This is a genomic window from Achromobacter sp. B7 (assembly GCF_003600685.1).
Taxonomy (GTDB): domain Bacteria; phylum Pseudomonadota; class Gammaproteobacteria; order Burkholderiales; family Burkholderiaceae_B; genus Achromobacter; species Achromobacter spanius_B.
The window spans coordinates 3,161,223-3,182,115 of record NZ_CP032084.1; the positions used below are offsets into that span (position 1 = coordinate 3,161,223).

A 20,893-nucleotide genomic window follows, 5' to 3' on the forward strand; every position below is an offset into this window, starting at 1 on the left:
ATGCCTACAGCGCCCCCCAAGGCAGCGCGCGTCCGGCTACCGTGCGCTCGAACAGTCGCAGGCGCTGGCCGATATGCGTCGGGCTGTCTTGCAGCCGCAGCACCAACACCGGCCCGTCGGGCAGTGCACGCGCCGTCCCGATAATGGCGACGGCGGTGTCCGCGCCCTCCTCGGCACTGGGTTGCGTCGTCCAGGCCAGCACCTCGCCCTCATTCACCGCCACCGCCTGGGCGCCGTCGTGGCCGCACGCCGGGCACCACAGGCGGGCGGGATAGACGCGATGGCCGCAAGCGCGGCATTCGTGCACATGCAGGCTCATGATTCCTCCCGGCTTAACACGGCGGCGTTGGCGCACATGCCGTAGCGCAGCTGCACCATGCCGTAGCCGGTGACGACGCCATGCCGTGCGCCCGGCAATTGGCGTGCACCCGCTTGGCCCAACAGTTGCCGCGCCACTTCGACCACGCCGTGCATGCCGCCCGCCGTCCCGGCCTGCCCGGCCGATAACTGCCCGCCCGCCGTGTTCACGGGCAACTGGCGCGTGGCGATACGGCGGGCGATGAACCCGGGCAAGTCGTTTGCGTCGGCATAGCCCAGGTCGCAAAGCTGCGCCACGGCCATCGCCGGATAGTCGTCGTACACGCTGACCACATCCATGTCTTGGGGACCCATTCCCGCCTCTTGCCACAGCCCGTCGGCCAGCTCGGCCACGCCGGTTTGCAGGCCGTCGCCTTCCTGCTGGTCGTGGTTATAGCGCGCGCCACTGGACACCAGCCGCAGGTGCACACCCGTGGGCCGGGCCTGCAAGAGCAGGGCGCTGGCCCCGCTGACAACCGGCACGCAATCCAGCCGCCCCAACGGTGGCGCCACCACCGGCGCGTCCAGGTACTGCGCCAGCGTCAAGGGCGCGCGATAAGCGGCGTTGGGGTTGTCGGCGGCCCAGGCGCGCTGCGCAACGCACAGCGCGCCGTAGTCTTCGCGGCGCAGCCCCGTTTGGGCCATCTGCCGCTGGGTCAGCATTGCGAACAAGGGATTGGGCCCCTGGCAACCCAGCGGACTGAGATAGTCCTGCGCGCTGCGGTTGTATCCGCGCACCAGCTGCGCGAAGTCCGCGCCGGTGAAATGGTCACCAGACACCAGCACAATGGTCCGCGCCTGCCCCGCTTGCAATGCCAGCCACGCCTGCCGCAGCAGGTTGATGGCGCTGGCGCCGCCCAGTTCGTCCTGCATGCACCAGTGAAGCCGCAGCCCCAGCTGCCAGGCCAGGTCGATGGCGCGATCCGGCCGCAACGTGAACGATGCCACGCCCAGCCCATCCACCTGGGCGGGCGACAGGCCCGCGTGGCGCAACGCCTGCCCCACCGCCTGTGCCATCAAGCCCGCCGTGGTGCACTCGGCGTCGGGATGGCGCAGCGCGGGGGTTTCGCCCACCGCGACGATGCCGGGCCCGTCTGTGCCGGCCGGGCTCATTCCGTATCCTGCCTGGGCGGGTTACGGGTCAGCAGCAAGGTCACCACCGTGATGGCCGCCATGCCCACCAGAAACCACGCGACGGGCGTGGCCGATTCATATTTGCGCAGCAGCGCCATGGCAATCAACGGCGACAGGCCACCGGCAAACACCGACGCCAGTTCATGCCCCAACGCCAAGCCCGTGTAGCGCACTTCGGCCGGGAACAGCTCGGCAAAATACGCGGGCTGCGTGCCGATCATGGCGGCGTGGCACACGGTGTTGCCCAAAAAGAACGCCAGGAAAATCCACAGGGGCTCTTTGGTCTGCACCATCCAGAAGAAAGGAAACGCCACCAGCACCAGGCCGACGGACCCGATCAAATACACCGCGCGCCGCCCGATGCGGTCGGACAGATGGCCAAACCACACCAGCGTGCCCAGTTCGATGAACATGGACACCAGCACGCCGCCCAGCATCACATCATTCGAGATGCCCAGGAACTTGCCGTAGGCCAGGGCAAAGGCCAGGAAAATGTACGAGCCGCCGTTTTCCGCCACGCGCAAGCCCATCGCCGTCAGCACCTGACGCGGATAGCGGCGAAACACCTCTACGGCCGGCATGCCGCGCTTGGCCGTTTTTTTGGCCTGCACGAATTCCTCGCTTTCCGGAATGTGCTTGCGGATGTACAGCCCTACGCCAAAGATCAGCACGCTAAGCAGGAACGGCAGGCGCCAGCCCCAGCTCATGAACATGTCCTTGGGCAATTGCTGCGCCAGCATGAAAATGCCGGACGACAGCACGAAGCCGCCCGCCACGCCCAATTGACTGAACGACGAAAAATAGCCGCGCCGCTTGCCGCCCACGGCTTCGCTGATCAGCAACACGCCGCCGCCCCACTCACCGCCCGCCGCGGCGCCTTGCAACACGCGCAGCACCACCATCGCCACCGGCGCCCAGAAGCCGATCTGCTCGTACGTGGGCAACAGCCCGATCAGGAACGTGGCCGCGCCCATCAGGCCCAGCGTCCATTCCAACGCCAGCTTGCGGCCGTAGCGGTCGCCGATGTGGCCGAAGATCACGCCGCCCAGCGGGCGCGCCAGAAATCCCACGGCAAAGCCCGCGAACGCGCCCATGGTGCCCAGCAAGGGGTCGGTGCCCTTGGGGAAGAACAGGTCGCCGAAAACCAGCGCGGCTGCCGTGCCGTAGATGAAAAAGTCGTACCACTCCATCGCGTTGCCCGCGACGGATGCCGCCACGACGCGCCGGGTTCGCTTGCGCTTTGCTTCGTCGTCGGCGGACAGCGCCGCCCCTTTGTATGCCATCGTCATTGCCGCCCCTTGGATTTTTGAATGGATGAATGGCGCGTCAGCGCGCCACGCGATAACCGGCCGCATCCCTGTCCCAGGTGTCGCCGGTAATACCTTCTTCCCGCAAACGGAACTTGCGGACCTTGCCGTTCTCGGTGCGCGGCAGATCGTCCAGCACGCGCACGTAGCGCGGCACGGCGAAATACGGCATGCGGGGCTGGCAAAAATCAAGCAGGCCTTCGGGCGTGGGCGCGTGACCGGTCTTGTAGACCAGCGCGGCCATCACTTCGTCTTCGGCCAGTTCGGAACGCACGGCGTACACCGCCGCCGTGGCGACGGCGGGATGCGACAGCAGCACCTGTTCCACTTCGTACGACGAAATGTTCTCGCCCCGGCGGCGGATGGCGTCTTTCATGCGGTCTAGAAAGCGGAAATAGCCATCGGCATCGCGCACGACGCGGTCGCCCGTGTGAAACCACAGGTTGCGCCAGGCTTCGACGGTCTTGTCGGGCATGCCGAAATAGCCGGTGGCAATCGCAAACGGCGGACGCGCGCGCAGCAGCAGTTCGCCCGGTTCGCCATCCGGCACGGGCGCGTCATGGTCGTCGGCGACGATGGCGTCAAATTCCGGCGCCACCCGGCCCATCGTGCCCGCGCGCTGGTCGGCCAGCACGCCGCCCAATGCAAAGTTGGTTTCCGTGGACCCATAGCCTTCCAGCAACGCCATGCCGGTGCGCTCGGCGAACACGGCATGAAAACGTTCGGGTACGCCGGGCGCCAAGGCAATGCGCGTGCGGTGTCCGCGTTCTGACGGGCGGGATTCTTGCGCCAGCAACATCGGCACCATGGCGCCCAACAGATACGTGACGGTGGCGCCCGTGGCTTGCAGGCGGTCGAAATAACGGCTGGCCGAAAACCGTTCGTCGCAGATGATGGACGCGCCCGTCACCAACGCCTGGAAGCAGGCGTTCAGGGCGTTGGTGTGAAACAGCGGCAGGCTGGTGTAGAGCACGTCGGCATCCGAGATTTCCAGATTGCGCGCGGCGATCTTGCCCCACCAATAAAACTGCGCGTGCGGACAGCACACGCCCTTGGACGGGCCAGACGTGCCCGACGTATACAGAATGGCCAGCATGTCGCCCGGCTGGATCGTGGCGGCAGGCAATGGCGGCGTGTCGGCGTGCGGGGCCGGCGGCGGCGCGCTGGCGGGTACGGGCAATTGGCAATCGGGGTCGGCGGGATCCAGCAACCAGATCGCGCGCAGGGCCAACGGCGCATCGTGCGCGGGTTGCCGACCGGCAGGCGCGGGTTGCGCGGGTTGCGCGTCCTGCACGGGTTGCACTGGTTGCGCCGGCTGCCCAGCGTGCGACAGCGACGCCAGCGCCGCCACGGCCGGACAGGACGCCGCGTCCGCCACCAACAACACGCATCCGCTGTTGCCCAACATGTGCTGCAACTGCATGCCGCGCGACGCGGTGTTGATGGGCACCACCACCGCGCCCAGCCAGCCGCAACCCAACACTATCGACAGGAACTCATGACGGTTGCCGGCCATGAGGCCCACGCGATCGCCGCGCTTGACGCCCGCGGCAGCCAGCCGCGCGGCCCAGCTTGCCGCATGCGCCGGCGCATCGCCAAACCGCAACGCACCGCCCGGCGCCTGCACCCACAGGCGATCTCCCAAGCGGGCCGCCTGTTCCACCAACAGCGACGGTAATGTCAACGCATGCATGACGACGGTTCCCCTGTTGCACTCTTGTGTAGTTGCGGTCGCATCAGCGTGCAGGCACGTCGCGGCCGGTGTGTAGCGTGAAATTAGTCTAGGAATCAACTATTTATGTGTCAAATTTATGGGTATTATTTATCTTATAAATGCGATTGATATCAGGGGCATGCGTGGACTTCGACTTGAATCTCATGCGGGTTTTCCTGACCGTGCTGCACGAGCGCAGCGTGACGCGCGCGGCGCAACGGCTGAACCTGACTCAGCCGGCCGTCAGCTACGCGCTGGCCCGTTTGCGCGAACAGTTTGACGACCCGCTTTTCGTGCGCACCGCCACCGGCATGCAGCCCACGCCGGTGGCGTTTGCGTTGGCCGACCCCATCGAACGCGGCATGAACAGCTTTGCCGAGGCGGTCAGCCTGCGCCAACAGTTCACCCCCGCCACCAGTACCCGACGGTTTCGGCTGTCGATGTCGGACATCGGTGAAATGGTGTTTTTGCCGCCGTTGATGGAACGCGTGCACGCCTTGGCGCCGCGCCTGCGGGTCGAGGTGCTTGAGGTTCCGCTGGAGCAACTGCCGCAGGCTTTGAAGGACGGCCAGGTGGACTTGGCCATTGGCAACCTGGCCGGGCTGGCGCGCCATACGTGCCACGCCGACCTGTTCAGTGAACGCTATGCCTGCATGGGGCGGCGCGGCCATCCCGTGCTGTCGGCGGGCTTGACGCGCGGGCAGTTCAAGCGGCTGGATCACATCCTGGTGGCCTCGCGCGCCAGTGCCCACCGGCTGCTGGACGATGTGCTGGGCGAAGCGGGCTTGCAACGCCAGCCGTACCTGACGCTGCCGCATTTCTCGGCCGCCGCCGAGATCGTGCGGCGCACCGATCTGACCGTGACGCTGCCGCATCGCGCAGCGCTTTGGTTCAACCGCGACAAGGCGTTTGAGATCCGGCCGCTGCCGATTGCGCTGCCGCCCTTGTCGGTCACCGTGCACTGGCATGCGCGCTTCGAGAGCGACCCGGGCACGATGTGGCTGCGGCGGCAGGTCCAGGCCACGCTGGCCGACGCCGCGCCGGACGCCGCCTTGGCGGACCGCGCCTGATCTGCTCGAAGCGCGCAACAGACTCTGGCAAAGACAGGGATAGATCGACGGGATTCACGCCACTAGACTGGCCGCTTCCCTGATCCCACCCTGCGAGCCGCAATGACCCTCTTCCCTTTCGCACGCCGCCTGCTACAGACCGCCGCGCTGGCGCTGTTGATCGCCCCCGTGCTGAATGCCCCCGCCCGCGCCGCCGGCACGGACCTGACGCTGACCCATTTCAACCCGGGCAACGACGCCATCTTTCCGGTGTCTTCCGTCCTGGTCGCCGGCAAGCGCGATGCCATTTTGATTGATGCGCAATTTGGCAAGTCGCAGGCGGAAAAGGTGGTGGCGATGGTGCGTGACAGCGGCAAGACGCTGACCACCATCTACATCAGCCACGGCGATCCTGACTTCTACTTCGGCCTGGACACCGTGTTGGAAGCCTTCCCGGGCGTGCGCGTTGTTGCCACTGAGCCGACCGTGCGGCACATCAAGGAAACCGTTGATGGCAAATTGGCGTTCTGGGGTCCCAAGCTGGGTGCGGACGCGCCGGCCAAGGCCGTGATCCCGCAGGTCCTGGCTGGCAACTCACTCACGCTGGAAGGTCATCAGCTTGAAATCACCGGCCTGGACGGCGCGCAGCCTGATCGCAGCTATGTGTGGATTCCGTCGCTAAAGGCAGTGGTGGGCGGCGTTGTGGTGTTCGGCAATCTGCACGTGTGGATGGCGGACACGCAGACGCCGCAGTCGCATAAAGACTGGCTGGCCACGCTGCAACACATCGAAGCGCTCAAGCCGGTCACGGTCATTCCCGGCCACTACGCTCCCGGCGCGCCGCTGACGCTGGAATCGGTGCGCTACACGCAGGGATATATCCGCGCCTTTGACGCGCAAACCGCCAAGGCCGCCGACAGCGCGGCGCTGGTCGCGGCCATGAAGGCGCAGTACCCGCAAGCGGGCGGCGCCGCGTCGCTGGAACTGAGCGCCAAGGTCGCCAAGGGCGAAATGAAGTGGTAGGCAGGCGCGGGGCAAGCACGCCGCACTGACGACGCGACAGAAGCGTCGCCACCGCAACATTGCCCCAACCGCGTGGCCTTGGCGACGAAGCCCAGGCTACGCGGTCACTGAAAGTGGCTGCGCAGCCCGTGCCCCCATCCCGCGCAGCGGGCCTCAGCGCATCGCCGCCAGCATCAAGTCCAGGTTCTGCACCGCCGCGCCGGACGCGCCCTTGCCCAGGTTGTCAAACACGGCCGTCAACAACACCTGTCCATGCTGCGCGTTGCCATAGACGGCCAGCCGCAGGTCGTTGGTGCCGTTCAGCGCTTGCGGATCCAGATTCGTATGGGTGGCGGCGTCTTGCGGCGCCACCACTTGCACGTGCGTTGTGTCCGCATAGTGCTGTTGCAAGGCGTCATGCAGCTGCGCGATGGTGACGCTGGCGGGCAGCAACCGTAGTTGCAGCGGAATCGTCAGCACAATGCCCTGGCGGAACGCGCCATAAGCGGGCACGAACACGGGCCGCTGCGTCAGCCCGGCATGCGCTTCGATTTCGGGCGTGTGCTTGTGCGCCAGGCCCAGGCCGTACAGCTGGAATGCGGGCTGGGACGCCGCATCGGCGCCTTCGTACGCGTCCACACTGGCGCGCCCGCCGCCCGAATAGCCCGACACGGCATGCACCACCGCCGGATAGTCGGCGGGCACCAGCCCCGCCTGGATCAAGGGCCGCAGCAAGGCGATGGCGCCGGTGGGATAGCAACCCGGGTTGCTGACCCGCTTGGCCCGCGCGATGGCGTCGGCCTGGCCCGCCGCCATTTCCGGAAACCCATAGACCCAACCCGGCGTCGTGCGATGCGCCGAACTGGCGTCGATCACGCGCACGGCGGGGTTGACGACGGATGCGGCCGCCTGGCGCGCCGGCTCGTCGGGCAGGCACAGGATGGCCACATCGCTGGCGTTGATGGCTTCGGCGCGGCGAGCGGCGTCTTTGCGCTCGGCGGCCGGCAAGGTCAGCAGGCGCAGGTCGGTGCGGCCATTCAAACGTTCATGGATTTGCAGGCCGGTCGTGCCTTGGTCGCCGTCGATAAAGACTAGGGGTTGGGTCATGGCTGCTCCGTCAGGAAAAGGAATGGGGGCTGGGTGCAAGCCGTATCATCGACCCGCGCCATGCATAAGAAAAGTCGAATATCATGACCGTCAAATTCATCTTTTCTGAACGACGGAAGATCACCTCATGCGTGAAATAAGCCTAGACCGCTTGCGCACCCTGGTTGCCATTGCCGACCTGGGTTCCTTCGCCGAGGCGGCGCGGGCCTTGCACCTGGCGCCGCCCACCGTCAGCCTGCACGTGGCCGACCTGGAAGCCCGCGTGGGCGCGCCGCTGCTGACGCGCAAGCGTGGCCAGGTGCGCGCCACCGCCATCGGCGACACGCTGCTGGAACGCGCGCGCCGCTTGCTGGCCGAAGCCGATCAAGCGCTGGATGATGTGCAGCGCCAGGTGCAGGGCTTGTCCGGCCGCGTACGGCTGGGCGCATCCACCGGCGCCATCGCGCATCTGCTGCCGCGTGCGCTGGAAACCCTGGGCAAGCATCACCCCGGCATTGACGTGCAGGTGGCGGTACTGACGTCGCAGGAAACCTTGCAGCGCTTGAACGATGGCAGCTTGGACGTGGGCCTGGTGGCGTTGCCGCAACCGCCTATCGATGGCTTGGTGATCAAGCCGTGGCGGCGTGATCCGGTCATGGCGTTTTTGCCGGCCGGCTGGAGCGCGCCGGCACGCGTCACGCCCGCGTGGCTGGCCACCCGCCCGCTGATCCTGAATGACGCCACCACGCGGCTGTCGCGCCAGACGGGTGAATGGTTTGCCGCCGCCGGGCTGAACCCGCGCGCGCGCATCCAGCTCAACTACAACGATGCCATCAAGAGCCTGGTGGCGGCGGGTTACGGCGCGACCCTGCTGCCGCACGAAGCGACCGCGCCACAGGCGGACGCGCGCATCATCATGCGCGCGCTGCGCCCGGCATTGTGGCGGCCGCTGGGCATTGCGCATCGGGCCGAAAAAGTGGAACGGTCAACCCAGCATGTGCTGGACGTACTGTGGCAACTGCGGGCGGCAAGCGGCACGTAGCGACGTAGCGCGTCTGAAAGCGGGACGCGCGGGCAGCTGCGAAAGGGGCGTCTGAAAGCGGGATGCGCGCCCGCCTGCGATAGGCGCGTCTGAAAACAGGAAACGCGTCCGAAAGCGGGACGCGCGCGGCGGTCCAAAAGCACAGCAACGGTCAGCAAGCGCGGCGGAAATACGCCGTGCGCCGCGTTTCATCGCGCAGCCGTTGAGCCCGCGCGCGGAACAGGTCGCGCCGGCCCACCAGCCCCAGCAAGCGGTGGCTGGCGCGGTCCACAATTGGCACTCGCCCCACGCCAGACAACGCCATGCGGTCGGCGATGCGGCTGGCCAGTTCGTCCGGATACCCCAGCACCGGCTCGCGCCCGGCCAGCGCATCGGCCAGGGTGCGCGTGTCCTCGGCTTCATCCAACGCCCACGCCAGCGAATCCGCGCGGGTCGCCGTGCCTACCACCACGCCATCGTCGTCCACCACCGGGTAGCTGGTATGCACGTGGCCCAGCGTCGTGAAATGGGCAATGGCCTGCCCCACCGTCATGCTTGCCGCGAAGGTTTCAACGGGATGCGTCATCACCGCTTCGGCGCGCAGCAGTTCGAAGGGATCCACATGGTATTCACGGCTGACGTGATGCCCGCGCCGTGCGATTTTCTCGGTCAGGATGGACCGCTTCAACAGCAGCACCGTCATGCCGTAGGCGAACACGCAGGCCGCCAGCACGGGCAACAACGCGCTCAGGTTGCCGGTGAGTTCGACGGCGAACAGCGTTGCGGTCAGCGGCGCGCGCATGGTGCCGCCCATCATGGCTGCCATGCCCACCAGGGCCCAGAAACCGGGATCGGCCTGCGGCAGCCACGGCGTGGCCAGCGCGCCCAGCGCCCCACCAAAAATCAGCAAGGGCGCCAGCACCCCGCCCGAGGTGCCCGAGCCCAGCGCGATGGACCAGATCGCCACCTTGACCGCCAGCAACACCAGCACGGCTTGCAACGCCAGGTCGCCCGCCAGCAGGTGGCGGATGTTGTCATAGCCCACGCCCAGTGCCGCCGGGTCGATCAGGCCGCCGATGCCGATGGCCAGCCCGCCGAACGCGGGCCACCACATCCAATGCAAAGGGAGTTTTTCGAACAGGTCCTCGGCTGCGTACACCAAGGACGTCAGCACGCCCGACCCCAGGCCGGCCAGCACGCCGACCGCCGCGCACGCCAGCAGGTGGCCCGGCGTAAAGGACAAGGCCCCGGCATAGGCAAAGATCGGCCCGGCATCCAGCACGAAGGCGCGCGCGGCGGCGGCCACCAGCGCCGCGACCGCCACCGGCAGGAAGCTGCGCGGCTTCCACTCGAACAGCAGCAATTCCACCGCCAACAGAATGGCGGCCAGCGGCGTGGCGAAGATGGCCGTCATGCCGGCGGCGGCGCCCGCCACCAGCAAGGTCTTGCGCTCGCCGTCGTCCAGGTGGATGGTTTGCGCCAGCAGCGACCCGATGGCGCCGCCCGTCATGATGATGGGCCCTTCCGCGCCGAACGGCCCGCCGGTGCCGATCGACACGGCGGACGACACGGGTTTGAGCACCGCCACTTTGGGCTGGATGCGGCTCTTGCCGATCAATATGGCTTCCATCGCTTCCGGTATGCCGTGGCCGCGAATCTTCTCGGAGCCGTACCGCGCCATCAAACCGATGATCAGGCAGCCCACGACCGGAATGGCCACGGACGCCCAGCCCAGCGCACCGGTCGTGATGGGTTGGTCGACAAAGGAAAACTGGCCGTGGTAGGCCAGGTTGGTGCACAGGGCGATCAACCGCAGCAAGGCCCACGCGGCCAGCACGCTGGCCAGGCCCACCGGCACGGCCAGCGCCATCAGCATCACCACGCGGCGGTCAGTGGTGAAGTCGCCCAGGCGGTGGGCGCGGGTGGATGCGCCGGGTTCGGGGCGGCCAGACGTTGGGGACGATGGGGACGGCGGGGACGATTGGGACGATTGGGACGGTGGGGACGTTTCGGACGGTGGCGACGTTGGGGACGTTTGGGACGGCGGGGACAATGGAGACGTCGGGAAAGTCGTAGATGCCGCGACCGTCGGCAAGGTGGCAGACGCGCGCGATGTTGCGGGCACTGAAGGGGTGGACGATGAAGGCATGGGAGAGCAAGAACGGGTTCGGTTTCACTTATTTATATCGTATCACGACATATATTAGAATTGCGCTTGTGAAAACGTCTCCGTCCCCCACTCCGCTGTCCCCCGCCGACTACGAGCTGTTGGCCGACTTTCGCTACGCGCTGCGCACGTTCGCCGCGTTCAGCGAAGGCGCCGCCGCCGAATTGGCGCTGACGCCGCAGCAGCATCAAACCCTGCTGGCCATCAAGGGCACGCGCAAAAACGCGCCCGACCGGCGCGGCCTGTATGTCGGTGAAATTGCCGACCGACTGTTGATCCGGCCGCATACGGCGGCCGAGCTGGTCGGCCGTCTGGCGCGTCTGGACCTGGTCAGCCGCGAGGCGGATCCCGAAGATGGGCGCCGCGTAGAAGTCATTCTGACGCCCAAGGCCGAACGCTTGCTGGAAAGCCTGTCGGCCTCGCACCTGGAAGAACTGCGCGCCATGCGGCCCTTGCTGGGCCGCCTGCTGGCGCGCATCGGCGACGACACGGCTTAACGGGCGCCAGGGGCGAGCGCGCCTCCTGTGCCGCCCCTGCCGCCTGCCCCTGCCCATAAGTTCATAACCGGCCCACACCGCGCCGCGTGATAAATTGTCGTCCCGCGACATATTTCAAGCACGCGAGGAGATCGTTTTGGGTGTGGCATTAAAGCGCTGGCTGGGCGCATTCGCGCCAGCGCCGGTGGGCGTCAACGGGCGCGAAAAGCTGGTTGGCGTGCTGGGCGCGCTGGTCGGGCTGTTCTGCACGGAATGGGTGGGGCGACACGCGCTGGGCGCGGCCAGCCCCTGGTTTATCGCCCCCATGGGCGCATCGGCCGTGCTGCTGTTTGCCGCGCCGGCCAGCCCGCTGGCGCAGCCTTGGTCCATCATGGCGGGCAACCTGGTGTCGGCACTGATCGGCGTGTTTTGCGCGCAGATGATTCCCGTGCCAGGCGTGGCGGCCGCCGTGGCGGTGGCCTTGTCCATCGGCGCCATGTTCAGCCTGCGCTGCCTGCATCCGCCCAGCGGCGCGGTGGCGTTGACGGCCGTGCTGGGCGGGCCGCCGGTGGCCGCCCTGGGCTATGGCTTCGCCCTGTGGCCCGTGGGCTTGAATTCATTGATCCTGCTGTGCATTGCCGTGGCGTTCAACGGCGCCTTCAAGCGCAACTACCCGCGCCGCCACGCCGACCCCGCGCAAAGCCACCACACACGCGATGCCGCGCCCAGCACCCGCCTGGGCTTTTCCCGCGCCGACCTGGACGAAGCCCTGGCGCAGCGCGGCGAACTGCTGGACATCAGCAAGGAAGACCTGGAAGACATCGTGCTGGCCGCCGAGCTGCGCGCCAGCGTACGCCGCTTTGGCGACGTTTCGTGCGCGGACATCATGTCGCGCGACGTCGTCACCGTGCAGGAACACGCCCCGCTGGACCACGCCGTACGCCTGTTCGACAAGCACCGGCTGCAAGCCTTGCCGGTGCTGGACGCAGCCGGTCGTTACGCGGGCATGGTCGCGCAGGCGGACGTGCTGGCGCGCAAGACGCGTCCGCTGGTCGCCATGCCGGACGGCACCCCTGCCCAAGAACTGCTGGTGGCCGATTGCATGCGCAGCGAAGTGCCCTTCGCCACGCCCGGCCTACCCGTGATCGAACTGGCCCGCCCCATGTCGGACAGCGTGCATTGCGTGCCGGTGCTGGACGCTTCGCGCACCTTGCAGGGGCTGGTGACGCAGTCGGACCTGGTGGCGGCGCTGTATCAAATGGCGGTGTCGGCCAGCTCGCAGGCCGATACCGGCGACCATGCCCCCCAGCGCGCGGCCTGACGCCTGCGTAACCATCGCCTCCCTGACCATCGCCGCCGAAGCCGTCGCCGCCGTAGCCATCGCCCCCGAAGCCATTGCCTTCGTAACCCACGCCTCCGTAACCCTACGGATGTCGGGGCGCGCTTGCCGCAAGGCATAATTTCACGCGTGAATCCCCTATCGCGCTCCCGCGCCCTCCTCTGCTGGCTCGTTTTGTTCTTGCTGGGCGCCGCCTGGATCGCCCGCCAGGAATACCTGGACCAGCACGACCGCTTCTTTCAAAGCACCAGCATCGCCCAGCGCATGCTGAGCCAGAAGACCGTGCAGCACGAGGCCGTGCTGGCCACGCTGACGGCCCTGTCGCATCCGCCCACCCCCGAACGTCTTTACCCCAGCCTGCACCCGGCCATGCCGCAGCTGCTGGGCTTGGGCTATCTGGCCGATGGCGCGTGGGCCGGCAGCCTGCCGCCGCCGCCGGATCTGTCCGCCGCCGTGACGCGCGCCACGCAGTTGGGCCGGCCGGTGACATTGCCGCTGGACGCCGCCCGCTACTGGCTGATAGCGCCGTCCAGCTGGAGCCTGTTGATCGATGCCCGCCAACTGGTGCCGCCCGCCGACTTCCCGCCCAACCTCAGCAACCTGAGCCTGCTGGTGGATCAGCGCCCGCTAGCGCTGCTGGACAAGCAGCCCGAGGACGCGCGCGGCTTGCCCATGACGCTGCAAAAGCCGCTGGGCGCGGCCAGCCAACCGTTTCAGATGCGCAGCAGCCGCACCCTGACGCCGTCTTATTGGCCCTGGACGGCATGGACCGCGTGGGCGCTTGCCAGCGCGCTGCTGGTGGCCGGCGCCGCCGCATGGCAGCGTTCCCGCGCCGAGGCCCGCCGCCAGCAGGAACAGGCGCGGCTGGCCGCGATGGCGCGCCTGGGCACGCTGGGCGAAATGGCCGCCGGCATCGCGCATGAATTGAACCAGCCCCTGACCGCCATCCTGGCGCAGACGCGCGCCGCCCAACGCCTGCTGGACGACGAGGACGAGCGCCCCGCCGTGCGCCACGCCCTCTTGGCCAGCGCCGAGCAGGCCAAGCGCGCGGCCGACATCATCAGCCGCATGCGCGCGCTGGTCCAACCCCGCCCGCCCGCGCGGCGCGAAGCGCTGGATCCCGACGCGCTGGTGGCCGCGCTACGCTTTCTGCGGGAAAGCGAACTCGCCCGGCAGGGCATTCGCGTTGTCTGGCACAACGCCAGCCCCGGCGCGCGGCCGCTGGGCGACCGCGTAGCACTGGAACAGATTCTGCACAATCTGGTGCAAAACGCCGCCGACGCGCTGGCCGGCACTGACGGCCCCCGAGTGATCCAGCTGGAAGGCCGGCTGGACAGCCGCGCCTCGGGCGACGTCTACCGGTTCAGCATCAGCGACAACGGCCCCGGCATTGCCGCCGACGCACTGCCGCGGCTGTTCACTCCGTTCTACACCACGCGGGCACAAGGCATGGGCCTGGGGCTGGCCTTGTGCGAAACGCTGGCCGGGTCGATGGACGGCAGCGTGGCCGCGCACAACCTCAAACCCTCGGGCGCGTGTTTCACCGTCAGCCTGCCTTGCAACAAGAGCCCCGCATGAACCCCGCACCCGACCCTGCCCCCAACCGCACGCCCGAACTGTCACCCCGGGTCTACCTGGTGGACGACGACGACGCCGTGCGCGACGCGCTGGCGCTGCTGCTGCGCAGCGTGGGCCTGGCCAGCAGCGGCTTTGCCGACCCGCAGGCCTTTTTGTCGGCGCTGCCCGCCAGCGCTATCGGTTGCGTCGTGCTGGACATCCGCATGCCCGGCATCAGCGGCCTGGACGTGCTGAGCCGCCTGGCCGACCAGTCCGACCTGCCCGTCGTCATGTTGACCGGCCACGCGAATGTGGACCTGTGCCGCCGCGCCTTCAAGGGCGGCGCCATGGAGTTCCTGCAAAAGCCGGTGGACGACGATGTCTTCCTGGACGCGGTGCAGGCCGCCGTGCGCACGCATGTGGCCAGCCGGGAAAGGCTGGCCGTGACGCAGGCCGCCGCCGACCGGCTGGCGCGCCTGTCCGGCCGCGAACACGAGGTGCTGGAACGCATCGTGCGCGGCATGAGCAACAAGGAAATCGCACGGGAATTCGACTTGTCGCCCCGCACCGTCGAAACGTATCGCGCCAACGTCTTCGCCAAGCTGGAAGCCGACTCGCTGGCGCAACTGATCCGCCAATACGCCACCCTGCTCGACTAGCGCGCCAGGGCCTCCGTAACCCTACGGAGGCGCGCGCGTAGTCGGGCGTATACCGCGCAACGCCGGATTTGGCCACACTGACTGCTCCTACCGAACGCTCTGAAATCAAAGGATGCAGACCATGAACCGTGTCACCCTAGCCACCCTGTTGTCCACCCTGGCCTTTGCCGGCGCCGCCCACGCTGCCGTACTGACGGAAAGCAACCTGTCGATGGCCGATGCGCAGAAGCTGGCCACCGCCACCGTCGCCGCCTGCCAGGCCAAGGGCTATAACGTCAGCGCTTCGGTTGTGGACCGCGCCGGGCTGCTCAAGGCCTTTGCCCGCGCCGACAACGCCGGCCCGCACACGATCGAGGCCAGCCGCGCCAAGGCCTTCACGGCGGTGTCGGCCAAGACGCCCACGCTGACGATGATGGAAAACGCGCAAAAGAACCCCGGCGCCGCCAACCTGACCGACATCCCGGGCTTTCTGCTGCTGGGCGGCGGCGTGCCGGTCAAGGCAGGCAGCAACGTGATCGGCGCCATCGGCGTGGCCGGCGCGCCTGGCGGCAACCTGGATGCGCAATGCGCCGACACCGTGCTGGAAGAGAACGCCGCGCTGTTCAAGTGATCGACGGCGGGCGCGGTCAAGGCGATCCGCCCGCGTTTCGGGTTCCGGTTTCGGGTTTCCGGGTGGCGATTGGCGCGCGCGGCGTCAACAGGCTAGGCTTACGGGCGCCCCATCAGAAAAACGCCCCGATCGCCCTAGCCGCCCATGCCCTTGCCGCCGCGCCCCGCCTTGCTGGACGAAACGCTACGCATCGTCGCCCGACGTTATCGGGTCCCGGCCACCCTGGCCGGCGACACGGACCCAACCGTGTCGTCACAGCGCCATTGCGCGACCCGCCTGGCCGTGGCCATTGACCAAGCCCGCCAGGCCTTGGCCCGCGCCGACACCCCGCCGGCCTCGGTCAAGCAGTGCTTTATCGACGCGCTGGCGCAACTGATCCATGAAGCCATGCGCCCTGACCAGGGCGACCCCGCCATCCAGGCGATGGTGCTGCGCCACCAGGCGCCGCAGGTTCGCGAATACGCATCCCTGTCCGCTGGGGCCGAGGCCGACCGACGCGACGTAGTCGCCGCCGTCAACGCCATCGCCCACCCCGCCAAGCTGGAACGCATGCCCGCGGGCGCGCTGCGCACAGTGTTGGCCCGGCTTCAGGCGGCTGCCTCGGCCGCGTCCTGGCCCGCGCTGGCGGCTGCGGTGGCGCAACTGGAATCGCTGCAGGGCACAGCTAGCGACCCAGGCAAAGACCTTGCCGACGGCCCGGCCAATGCCCCCGACAACACCGCAGCTAACGACCCTGACAACGCCTCGGCCACCGCCCCTGACAACGCCTCGGCCAACGCCCCAGCCTCCGACCCAGCCACCGACCCCACCAACGACCCCGCCCTGGCGCGCAGCCTGTCCCGCTTGCGCGACGGCGCCGCATTGGAACGCTTGCAACGCCTGGACGAGCTGGCCCTGGATTCCTGGGTACGGCGCTACCAGGCGTTATGGAACCGCAACGGCCCCCGCTCGGGCAGCCCCGGGGCCGTGGCACAAGGCGTGGCCGCGCAGCAGCGCGGCGCGGCGGTCGAAGCGCGCGCCTCACAGGCGCTGCAAGCCCTGGCAGACCGACTCAACGCGGGGCCGGACGGCAACGCCGCCTACCGCGTCGTGACGTCAATGCGCGTGCCGCCCGCATTGCCCGGCGATGCCGACCGCGCCAAAAGCGAATGGGACGCCGCGCTGCTGCGCCGTGTGGATGCGCCAAACGTGCGGAACGCGCCCGCCGCCCAGCCCGCCGCCTGGGACGTCTGCCTGCTTGTCGAAGCCAAGGCTTCCGTGGACGCCGCCAGCACCGACTTCGCCCGGTTGTTGCGCGGCCTTGCGCGCCTGGCACAGGCCGAACCGGGCATGACGTATCCGTTTCACACCCACCAGGGCCCCGTGCCGATACGCGGCGCGTCCCTGGCCGCCTTGCCCACCGGCGACACCGACCTGTCCGGCGCCGTGCTGTATTGCAGCGACGCGCCGGCCGACCCCGCGCCGCGCCTGCTTAACGCCGCCTGCCGCATGCAACTGCTATCCGCGCCCGCAAGCGTCGCCTACGCCAGCGAGCTTGCCCAAGGGCGGCCGGCCGACACACGCGGGCTGCAAGCCGTCTGGCAGTCGTTGTTGACATCGCCCCAGTGGGCGGGCGTGTTGAATCAGTACCCGCAGCTGTACCTCGTGCGCGAGCTGATGGTGCATGCCGATGACCTGTTGGCGGCCGCGCAACAGGCTGTGATGTAACCGTCGGCGCTGCTTTTTTTCCCCGTAAAATCCCGCAGTCGGCAACACGTGTCGGCACTACGCTGATACCCGCCGGGATGCACGTCGATCTCTACACCCTTTATTTCCTAGTCATCGGAACGCTGCTTGCCAGCGCCGGCATGACCTATTGGGAACACCGGACCAACGCCAAGCGCGGCAAACAACTGCGGCGGCTGGCCACAGGCTTTGCCACCATCGCCGTCGGCTGTACCGGGGTGGTGCTGCGCGGGTATCTGCCCGCCTGGCTGGGCCCGGCCTTAAGCAACCTGGTCATCCTTGGCGGCTATCTGCTTGTGCTGCAAGGCGTGGCCGCCTTCAACGGCCGGCGCTATCGCGGCGGGTCGGTGGCATTGCTGGTCGTCATGGCGTTGATCTGGGCCATCGCCGGGACCCGTTGGCAAGGCCTCGTCTGGGCCTACGTCAGCGCGGCGCCCATCGCCATCGCGTCCGCGTTGACCGCCTGGGAAATGTGGCGCTGCACGCCCATGAAGGCGCTGACGCCGCGCCGCTTTGTCGTCGGCATCGCCGGCATCCATGCGTTGTTCTACGCCTTTCGGGCGCTGATCCTGCCCTGGCTCGTTGCCCGCCACGGGGCGTCCGTGCAGGGTGCGGCCAGCAGCATCACGATGTACGAAGGCGTGCTGTATTCCGTGTTGCTGCCCATGGCGTTGCTCAAGCTGGTGCGCGAAGAAGCGCATGGGCAACTGCTGCTCGAATCGCAGACCGACTACCTGACCCGCCTGGGCAACCGCCGCTGGTTCTTCGAGGAAGGCGCGCGGCTGCTGCGAACCAAGGGCGCACAGCAGCCGGCCGCGGTGCTGGCCTTCGACCTGGACCACTTCAAGTCCATCAACGACCGCCACGGCCATCAGGCCGGCGATCAGGTGCTGAAGACGTTTGCCGATATCGCCCAGGGCGAGGCCGGAGCGGGCGTACTGCTGGCCCGCATCGGTGGCGAGGAATTCGCCGCCTTGCTGCTGGGAGACGACGCGCGCCGCGCACAAGCGCTGGGTGAGACGGTCGCGCGGCGCTTCGCCGAATCCACGTCCGAACCCGGCGACCGCAGCGCAATCCGCGCCACGGTCAGCATCGGCCTGGCGTCTTACGAATGTGACGTGCCGCCGCTGGCCGACAGCCTGGCGGCGGCCGATCGCGCGCTGTACCGTGCCAAGGCAATGGGCGGCAACCGGCTGGAACTGGCGTAGCGCCCGCGCGCCGGTAAAGATAGCGGGCGTAGCGCTACCTCGCTTGCCCCCCTCCTTATCGCGCAGCGGGAATCAAGCGGATGTGTTCGCTGCCGTCGCGCTCCAGCTGCGCCACCAGCCCCAACTCCCAATCCAGGTACTCCCGAAATCCTTCGTCGCGCGCCGACAGGTCTTCAAAAAGATAGGGGCTGATGCTCTGATCGTCATCGCCGGTCAGCACACCCGCCGCGCCGGTGTCCAAGGCCAAACCCTGCGCCTTCCAGGCCCGGGTTCCGCCCAGCAGATACTGCACCGCGTGCTTGCCGCGCCACGCCAATTCGGCGGCCACCACGCTGGCCAACACGCCGTCGGACGACGTCAACACCACGGTGCGATGATCGTCGGGCGACAGGAACTGCGCCAATCTGTCCGGCGCCGCAAAGCGCGCGCCCGGCACATGGCCGCGCTCGTAGGCCACGCGCGATTCCACGTCAAACACAATCACTTCATCCGCATCCAGTGCCGCGCGCAGCGCCTGTGGCCGCACGCTGGCCGCCTCGGGCCGATGGCGCAACACACGGCGCGGCTCGGAACCGCTTTGCAGCGCGGCCCACGCCGGCGGCTGATACAGATAGACTTCCACCGCGCCCAGTTGCGCCAACCATGCGCCCGTCGTCAACGCCCGCACGCCATCCCAATCCGCCAGCACCACGCGCGCGCGGCGGGTCGCCAGATAGTCGTCGGTGGCCTGCACCAGTTGCCCGCCCGGCGCCCAGCGCCAGCCTTCCAGGTGCCCCGTTTCGTATTCCTCGCGCGTGCGCACATCAAACTTGTACAGCGTGCGCGTGTCCTGCTCGGCCTCAAAGGCATGCAGGGTCGCTGCATCCACATAGCCGATGCCGGCGCGCTGCGCGACGTCGCGCGCCTGCTGCCGCGCCGCATCCCGCGCGGCTTCGCCCGGCTCGGGCAAGGCCGCGTGGCGGCCATAGGCCAGCTCGCGCCCGGACAGCAGCCACTGCATCGTGCCATTGCGCAACGAGGCCACCCGGTTCGGAATGCCCGCGTCGATCAGCGTCTGCGCGCCCACGATACTGCGCGTGCGTCCCGCGCAATTGACGACCACGAACGTGTTCGGGTCCGGCGCCAGCTCGCGGATGCGATAGACCAGTTCAGCGCCCGGCAGGCTGTGCGAGAACGGCAGCGTGAAGTGATGGAATTCCTCGGGCGTGCGGCTATCGACCACGACGATATCGTCACCGCGCGAGATGCGTTCGTGCAGCTCGTCCACATCGATCCAGGGCGTTTGCTTTTCATGTTCGATGACTTCGCCGAACGCCTTGCTGGGCACGTTGGTTCCGGTAAACACCTCCAGCCCGGCACGCGCCCAGCCATCCGTGCCGCCGGCCAGCACGGACACGTCCGACCAACCCAAACGCGTCAGCTTGGCGGCGGCCAGGTGGGCCTGCGATTCGTCGTCGTCCACCAGCACGATGCGGGTGTCGCGCCGGGGCACCAGCCGGTCGGCCAACACTTCAAGCCGCCATAGCGGCGCGGGCACGGCGTACAGCAGATGGCGACGGGCATAGCGGCCCGCCTCGCGCACATCCAGCACGGCGATCTCGGCGTCACCGCGCAGCGCCTCTTGCAAGGCGTCGGGCGACACGCGCGCGTGGTAGATGGCGGCCGGCGGCGAGAACGTACGGTACGTGCCGCCGGCCGTGCTTTCAAACACCACCCGACCGTGCAGCCGGTCCAGCGCCAGGCCGTAGAAATGCAGGTGCGCGCCGGCCTCGTCGCCGATCAGTTCAATGGTGTGCACATCGTTCGGCCCCAGCACGATGGAACTGCCCGGCCCCACGTCCACGCGGCGCACATGGGTCAGCGCGTCACGCAAGGGGTCGGCCGTGGGCGCGCGGCGATAGACCTCGTTGCGCTCGTTGCCGTGCACGCCGGCAATGATGGCCCAGGTGGTGTGGTCGTGCGGCGGCTGGGCCTTGCCGGCCTCGCCCAGCGACAGGTAGAGCGCATAGCCGCCGTCCACGTCTTCCGCCAGGCGGTACAGCGTACCGGGACGGTCCGCTACCAGCGGAAATTCCTCTGCCGGAAACAAGTCGCGTCGGCTGCCCAATGCCTGCAACAAGGCGGCGGCCTCGGCCAGCTGCTGGGGCGAGGCGCGTGCCGCGTCGGGCACGCGCTTGCGCACGTCGGCGATGAATTCGCGCACGGCCTGCGCGCGCTCGGTGTGCTTGCCGGTGGCCGGGCTGGCGGCTCGGCTGGCCGTTTGGCTGGCAGTTTGGCTGGCCGTTTGGTAAGAGGTGCTCATGAGGTGACCCGCGGTGTCGGATAAGGGAATGGCTGAGGCTACGTGCCCCGTGCGCCGCCGACAACGTAGAAATGCGTCTATGGATATGCGAACCGTTGTCGCACGGGTTCCGGCGCGCCCTATCTGGAATCGCCCGGCCCGAAATATCAGAGAAGTTCTATAGACGGCCGGGTGGCGGCC

General features: G+C 68.0%; 18 protein-coding genes. 11 read left to right on the forward strand and 7 right to left on the reverse strand.

All coding sequences use genetic code 11. The features are described from left to right. Positions 1-4: 4 nt before the first annotated feature. From DVB37_RS14210 to DVB37_RS14225, 4 genes are read right to left on the reverse strand one after another with little or no spacing between them, the layout of a single operon-like run. Entirely contained in the window at positions 5-319 is a 315-nt protein-coding gene (locus DVB37_RS14210; RefSeq protein WP_120155797.1) for a Zn-ribbon domain-containing OB-fold protein, read from the reverse strand. After that, positions 316-1,470: a thiolase family protein gene (locus DVB37_RS14215; RefSeq protein ID WP_120155800.1), complete on the reverse strand. Its 1,155-nt coding sequence runs from the start codon at positions 1,468-1,470 to the stop codon at positions 316-318. Before DVB37_RS14215 ends, DVB37_RS14210 begins: the two co-directional genes overlap by 4 nt. Next, the gene (locus DVB37_RS14220) at positions 1,467-2,780 is read right to left on the reverse strand and encodes an MFS transporter (protein ID WP_046807305.1); all 1,314 of its coding nucleotides are present in this window, start codon (positions 2,778-2,780) and stop codon (positions 1,467-1,469) included. The genes DVB37_RS14215 and DVB37_RS14220 overlap by 4 nt, the downstream gene beginning before the upstream one ends. A gap of 37 nt (positions 2,781-2,817) precedes the next feature. Continuing rightward, positions 2,818-4,491, reverse strand: a complete 1,674-nt coding sequence (locus DVB37_RS14225; protein ID WP_120155802.1) for an AMP-binding protein — start codon at positions 4,489-4,491, stop codon at positions 2,818-2,820. Positions 4,492-4,655: 164 nt separating this feature from the next. Here DVB37_RS14225 and DVB37_RS14230 point away from each other — a divergent pair, with 164 nt between their 5' ends. Both DVB37_RS14230 and DVB37_RS14235 read left to right on the forward strand, forming a co-directional pair. After that, positions 4,656-5,582: a LysR family transcriptional regulator gene (locus DVB37_RS14230; RefSeq protein ID WP_223265061.1), complete on the forward strand. Its 927-nt coding sequence runs from the start codon at positions 4,656-4,658 to the stop codon at positions 5,580-5,582. A 102-nt stretch (positions 5,583-5,684) separates the two neighbouring features. Continuing rightward, positions 5,685-6,584, forward strand: a complete 900-nt coding sequence (locus DVB37_RS14235) for an MBL fold metallo-hydrolase (RefSeq protein ID WP_120155804.1) — start codon at positions 5,685-5,687, stop codon at positions 6,582-6,584. 153 nt (positions 6,585-6,737) lie between these two features. On the opposite strand, the gene argC is transcribed toward DVB37_RS14235, so the two are convergent. Further along, complete coding sequence (gene argC / locus DVB37_RS14240; RefSeq protein ID WP_120155806.1) at positions 6,738-7,670, reverse strand: N-acetyl-gamma-glutamyl-phosphate reductase; 933 nt, start codon at positions 7,668-7,670, stop codon at positions 6,738-6,740. 127 nt (positions 7,671-7,797) lie between these two features. Between argC and DVB37_RS14245 the strand changes: the two genes are divergently transcribed. Continuing rightward, on the forward strand, positions 7,798-8,691 hold the full coding sequence (locus tag DVB37_RS14245; protein WP_046807310.1) for a LysR family transcriptional regulator: 894 nt from the start codon (positions 7,798-7,800) through the stop codon (positions 8,689-8,691). A gap of 151 nt (positions 8,692-8,842) precedes the next feature. On the opposite strand, the gene DVB37_RS14250 is transcribed toward DVB37_RS14245, so the two are convergent. Next, positions 8,843-10,546: a chloride channel protein gene (locus DVB37_RS14250; protein WP_120155808.1), complete on the reverse strand. Its 1,704-nt coding sequence runs from the start codon at positions 10,544-10,546 to the stop codon at positions 8,843-8,845. A gap of 86 nt (positions 10,547-10,632) precedes the next feature. On the opposite strand from DVB37_RS14250, the gene DVB37_RS28940 reads away from it, so the two are divergent. The 8 genes from DVB37_RS28940 (at position 10,633) to DVB37_RS14290 (ending at position 18,411) form a co-directional block, all read left to right on the forward strand. Further along, positions 10,633-10,746 (forward strand): hypothetical protein, encoded by a 114-nt coding sequence (locus tag DVB37_RS28940; protein ID WP_371683140.1) that lies wholly within the window; start codon positions 10,633-10,635, stop codon positions 10,744-10,746. A gap of 141 nt (positions 10,747-10,887) precedes the next feature. Continuing rightward, positions 10,888-11,334: a MarR family winged helix-turn-helix transcriptional regulator gene (locus tag DVB37_RS14260; RefSeq protein ID WP_104145926.1), complete on the forward strand. Its 447-nt coding sequence runs from the start codon at positions 10,888-10,890 to the stop codon at positions 11,332-11,334. A gap of 136 nt (positions 11,335-11,470) precedes the next feature. Next, the gene (locus DVB37_RS14265; RefSeq protein WP_120155813.1) at positions 11,471-12,634 is read left to right on the forward strand and encodes an HPP family protein; all 1,164 of its coding nucleotides are present in this window, start codon (positions 11,471-11,473) and stop codon (positions 12,632-12,634) included. A 147-nt stretch (positions 12,635-12,781) separates the two neighbouring features. Further along, entirely contained in the window at positions 12,782-14,230 is a 1,449-nt protein-coding gene (locus DVB37_RS14270; RefSeq protein ID WP_120155815.1) for a sensor histidine kinase, read from the forward strand. Continuing rightward, on the forward strand, positions 14,227-14,868 hold the full coding sequence (locus DVB37_RS14275) for a response regulator transcription factor (RefSeq protein ID WP_120155817.1): 642 nt from the start codon (positions 14,227-14,229) through the stop codon (positions 14,866-14,868). Before DVB37_RS14270 ends, DVB37_RS14275 begins: the two co-directional genes overlap by 4 nt. Positions 14,869-14,989: 121 nt before the next feature. Next, positions 14,990-15,478 (forward strand): heme-binding protein, encoded by a 489-nt coding sequence (locus DVB37_RS14280; protein WP_120157497.1) that lies wholly within the window; start codon positions 14,990-14,992, stop codon positions 15,476-15,478. Positions 15,479-15,622: 144 nt separating this feature from the next. Beyond that, positions 15,623-17,185 (forward strand): 3-deoxy-D-arabino-heptulosonate 7-phosphate synthase, encoded by a 1,563-nt coding sequence (locus tag DVB37_RS14285; protein WP_205571560.1) that lies wholly within the window; start codon positions 15,623-15,625, stop codon positions 17,183-17,185. Between the two features lie 77 nt (positions 17,186-17,262). Continuing rightward, the gene (locus DVB37_RS14290; protein ID WP_120155819.1) at positions 17,263-18,411 is read left to right on the forward strand and encodes a diguanylate cyclase; all 1,149 of its coding nucleotides are present in this window, start codon (positions 17,263-17,265) and stop codon (positions 18,409-18,411) included. A gap of 55 nt (positions 18,412-18,466) precedes the next feature. Here the strand turns inward: DVB37_RS14290 and DVB37_RS14295 are convergent, their stop codons facing one another. Beyond that, positions 18,467-20,713, reverse strand: a complete 2,247-nt coding sequence (locus DVB37_RS14295) for a rhodanese-like domain-containing protein (protein ID WP_120155821.1) — start codon at positions 20,711-20,713, stop codon at positions 18,467-18,469. Positions 20,714-20,893 lie beyond the last annotated feature (180 nt).